Raw genomic sequence first — 4,140 nt, 5'->3', positions numbered from 1 at the left:
AACTCAGCAGTGAAACGTATTAGCGGCGATGGTAGTGTGGGGTCTCCCCATGTGAGAGTAGCACACCGCCAGGCTCCTATTTAGAGAAAGGGCTATCCGTTTGGGTAGCCCTTTTTTGCATTTGTCATTCAGAAAAGTACAGTTGCTGTATCAATGCAGCCGGATAGCCCTCTCCCTAAATAGCGATTAGCTGCGCTAATCTACAGGGACAACCCAACCCATCGGGAAAGCTTCAACATTATCATTCTGATTAGAGTACGGGGTACAAACATCCCTGTGATGGCAGCCGGCCTCGCCATCCATGGCGAGTCGTTCGGCCGGGCGGCGCTGCGCGCCTAAAGATACCGGCCTCACCCCCATGTGAGACTAGGCCTAAAAATGCTCCTTGCATTTTAGGCACTTCCGCCATCCATGGTGGGCGCTGCTTCGCAGCTAAAGAATCCAAAACAGTATCTTGATGTAATCTGAAATGGTGAATTTCTATCATCGAGGTTTAAACCAACCATGGTGAGGGCTCCCGGCCAGACGTCCACTTGTCTGGCGTTCGGTCGGTCGGAGCTCCAGGTATTCGCTTCGTCCGAAACGGGCTTCACCCCCATGTGAGTGCGATGAAAGGTAGGTCGTAATTTATTGCGGCAAAAATACATAAAAAGAGTTAGTTTAAGTCATTCACATACAAATTATTTTTTGTGGTGAGGGCTTGGTAATGTCTGCTTGTCTCTTTAGAATTAGCTACAACTAAACTGACGGTGAGTTTTCATTGGTAAACCTCAAAAATCGCCACACGTTGTCGCTGCAGGCGTCATGTAACAATCTGTATGAATTAGAGAATATTCAAGATCTGGATTCCTTAGATCTGGACCATCAACATTATTTTGTATTAGGTGGCGGAAGTAATGTCGCGTTTGTAGAAGATTTTGACGGTGACATAGTCACTTTTACCAATAAAGAGTTACTGATTACTGAAAATGACGACAGTTGGTTGATTGAGGCTGGCGCGGGGGTTGTTTGGCATGATCTGGTTCTACAGGTCACCCAAAAAGGTATTGGCGGTTTAGAAAATCTGGCACTGATACCGGGAAATTGCGGTGCTGCGGCGGTGCAAAATATTGGTGCTTATGGTGTCGAGTTTTCAGCTTTGTGTAAGGGCGTGCAAACAGTAAATTTAAAAACCAAAGAAATAAAAGAACTCACTAACCCAGAATGTTGTTTTGGTTACCGCAATAGTATTTTTAAAAGTACTGCGGGCTCTGATCTATTGGTCACTAAGATTTGTTTGCAGTTGCCAAAGAAATGGACAGCAAAACTGACTTATCAAGGCCTGGATAGTTTAACAACAGATGCAACTCCATTGTCCGTTATGAATAAAGTCATTGAGATTCGACAGTCAAAATTACCTGATCCTGCAAAACTCGCCAACGCTGGTAGTTTCTTTAAGAACCCTGTTGTGACCGCTGAGGTTGCTTGTGTCCTCAAAGAGCGTTATCCCGAAATGCCAACTTATCATCAAGATAAAAATGGCGTTAAATTGTCCTCAGGATGGCTGATTGAAAAGGCTGGTTTTAAGGGCAAGAAAGTGGATTCAATTGGTACCTACGAAAAGCATGCACTTGTGATCGTAAATTATGGTCAAGGCTCTGGTCAGACATTGTTGAGATTTGTGCGTGATATCAAAGAACAAGTCCGGGATTTGTTTTCGGTAACTTTAGAAAATGAAGTCTTGCTAATAGGTAAAAATGGAGTCATTAACCTATGAGTCGTATTGATCACTCAGAGCTCATAAAAAGTCTGTCAGCCAGTCAATTTGTTTCTGGAGAAGAACTGGCCAATCGGTTTGTTGTTTCCAGAACGGCAATAGCAAAACAGATTAAGTTACTGCAAGAACATGGCGTCGATATATTCTCGGTTCACAGGAGCGGCTACAGGTTAGGGACAGATATTGAATTATTGCAGAGCGACATATTACTTCCTCAACTAATACAACAAGATAGCACCATGTTGCACGTCGATTCATTAATTGACTCAACAAACGACTACGTGAAAGAACGTGTGAACGGTTTGCCTGATGGGTTTGTATGTTTGGCTCAGGGACAAAAGAAAGGGCGGGGCAGACAAGGTAAAACATGGGTGTCTCCCTTCGGAAGCAATCTTTATCTTTCCATGAAATGGCACTTTGAAATGGGCTTTCAAAGCCTTTCAGGTTTAAGCCTGGCCATAGGCGTAGCCACTGTGCGCACAATAAAACCCTTTGTAGCTTTACCGGTTACATTGAAGTGGCCGAATGATGTGTATATTGATGGTAAAAAAGTATCCGGAACTTTGGTGGAGGTCTCCGGGAATTCTGATGGCAGCTGTGATGCCATTATCGGAATTGGGCTTAATGTTAACATGGGGGAATCAAAGGAAATTGATCAACCCTGGACGGATCTAACAAAAAATAGTCAGATGCAAATTAATAAAAATACGCTGGCAGCCACATTTATAAATAACTTGCGGCAAACAGTAGCGCAATTTTCCTCTGAAGGGCTGGCCCCATTTGTAGAGGAATGGGAAGACCACGACCACTTCCGGGATAAGCCCATTTTTATCGTAAATGGCAAGAATCAATATCAGTGTACCGCTCGTGGAATAAGTCCAACAGGTGCGCTTTTAGTGGATGTTGCTGAAGGGGATAAAACCGTGCGTAAAGAGTTGTTTGGGGGCGAAATAAGTGTCAAAACAGCATGAAGTTTTATTGGTAGATGCCGGTAACAGCAACGTTAAATCCAGTTTTCTGTCAGGAGATGAGTTTTTATTACAAACTGATCCCTTAAGAGATTTGGCTTTATTGCAAACTACCCAAAGGGTTATTTTGGCATCCGTAAGAAGTCCTTCATATTCTGAACAATTACAATACGAGTGTCACTGCAAAGGCATTGAGTTTACAGAGATTTTTACCGACAGAGCCGCTTTTGGCACACGCTGCGCTTACCAAAACTTTAAAACGCTGGGAGTGGATCGTTGGATGATGATCCTGGCGGCAGCCCGGCAAGATGAACAGGCGTTATTAGTGGTAAGTATTGGTACCGCCATGACCGTCGATTTAATTCATGAGAAGCAGCACAAAGGCGGTTGGATAACGCCCGGCTTTGATATGTCTAAGTCAGCTTTGTTTAGCAACACTCAACAGGTTTTTGGGAATAACGATTATCCAGGAGAAAACTTGTTTGGAAGCTCGACAGAGCATTGTGTAAATTTTGGTTGCCGTGCACAGGTAAACGGATTGATTTATGAAGCAATAAATATTGCTGAGCAATTTGCGGAAAAGGTCAAAGTGTTAGTTTGTGGCGGCGGCGTATCGCTTCTGGATAAGGAAAAATTTAGTAATATTGAAGTAGATGAAAATCTCATTTTTAAAGGAATGAAGCGCTTTATTTGACCGCTTTAAAGCCAGAAAATACGCTAAATGCTTTTAAATTGAGCAAACGGTTAAAATATCCTGTTTTTTTAATAATTATGTGTTGCACACACAAACGCATTCCACTAGAATGCGCACCCACTTGATGCAGTGCCGGCTTAGCTCAGTTGGTAGAGCAACTGACTTGTAATCAGTAGGTCGCCAGTTCGACTCCGGCAGCCGGCACCATCAATCTCGGAGGGGTTCCCGAGTGGCCAAAGGGATCAGACTGTAAATCTGACGGCTCCGCCTTCGCTGGTTCGAATCCAGCCCCCTCCACCATATTCTGTTACTAGTTTCGGCTGGTAACGTAAGTTCAGGGAAACCTGAGCTTGTGTTGAGTGATTAGAATAGCTCGACACGAAAGTTTCGGATGAGGTGGTTCCAGGATTCTGGAATGTATGTTTTAGCGGGCATCGTATAATGGCTATTACCTCAGCCTTCCAAGCTGATGATGCGGGTTCGATTCCCGCTGCCCGCTCCAAAATAAGCTGATATAGCTCAGTTGGTAGAGCGCACCCTTGGTAAGGGTGAGGTCGGCAGTTCAAATCTGCCTATCAGCACCATTCCTGACCTTTCATCCTAAAGTTTTATTTTAATCACTAGCAATGCTTGGGAATTTTTGTCATGGCAAAAGAAAAGTTTGAACGTACGAAACCGCACGTAAACGTTGGTACAATCGGCCACGTTGACCACGGTAAAAC

The 4,140-nt window shown here is 44.0% G+C and carries 3 protein-coding genes, 4 tRNA genes and 1 pseudogene; all 8 read left to right on the top strand.

Annotated elements, in window-relative coordinates; genetic code table 11:
* The first annotated feature begins 760 nt into the window (after positions 1-760).
* Positions 761-1,756: a UDP-N-acetylmuramate dehydrogenase gene (gene murB, locus AC0J20_RS23170; protein ID WP_473023581.1), complete on the top strand. Its 996-nt coding sequence runs from the start codon at positions 761-763 to the stop codon at positions 1,754-1,756.
* Positions 1,753-2,727 (top strand): bifunctional biotin--[acetyl-CoA-carboxylase] ligase/biotin operon repressor BirA, encoded by a 975-nt coding sequence (gene birA, locus AC0J20_RS23165; protein WP_473023579.1) that lies wholly within the window; start codon positions 1,753-1,755, stop codon positions 2,725-2,727. The genes murB and birA overlap by 4 nt, the downstream gene beginning before the upstream one ends.
* Positions 2,711-3,418, top strand: coding sequence for a type III pantothenate kinase (locus AC0J20_RS23160; protein WP_473023577.1), 708 nt, complete (start codon positions 2,711-2,713; stop codon positions 3,416-3,418). Before birA ends, AC0J20_RS23160 begins: the two co-directional genes overlap by 17 nt.
* Before the next feature lie 131 nt (positions 3,419-3,549).
* Positions 3,550-3,625, top strand: a tRNA-Thr gene (locus AC0J20_RS23155).
* A gap of 8 nt (positions 3,626-3,633) precedes the next feature.
* Positions 3,634-3,718 (top strand) — tRNA-Tyr (locus AC0J20_RS23150).
* A gap of 127 nt (positions 3,719-3,845) precedes the next feature.
* Positions 3,846-3,920, top strand: a tRNA-Gly gene (locus AC0J20_RS23145).
* Positions 3,921-3,926: 6 nt separating this feature from the next.
* Positions 3,927-4,002 (top strand) — tRNA-Thr (locus AC0J20_RS23140).
* Between the two features lie 61 nt (positions 4,003-4,063).
* Positions 4,064-4,140 (top strand): annotated as a pseudogene (locus AC0J20_RS23135) (GTP-binding protein); the annotation flags it as partial.

The organism is Planctobacterium sp. R6, assembly GCF_055755215.1.
This window is presented reverse-complemented; position numbering and strand designations above follow the sequence as displayed.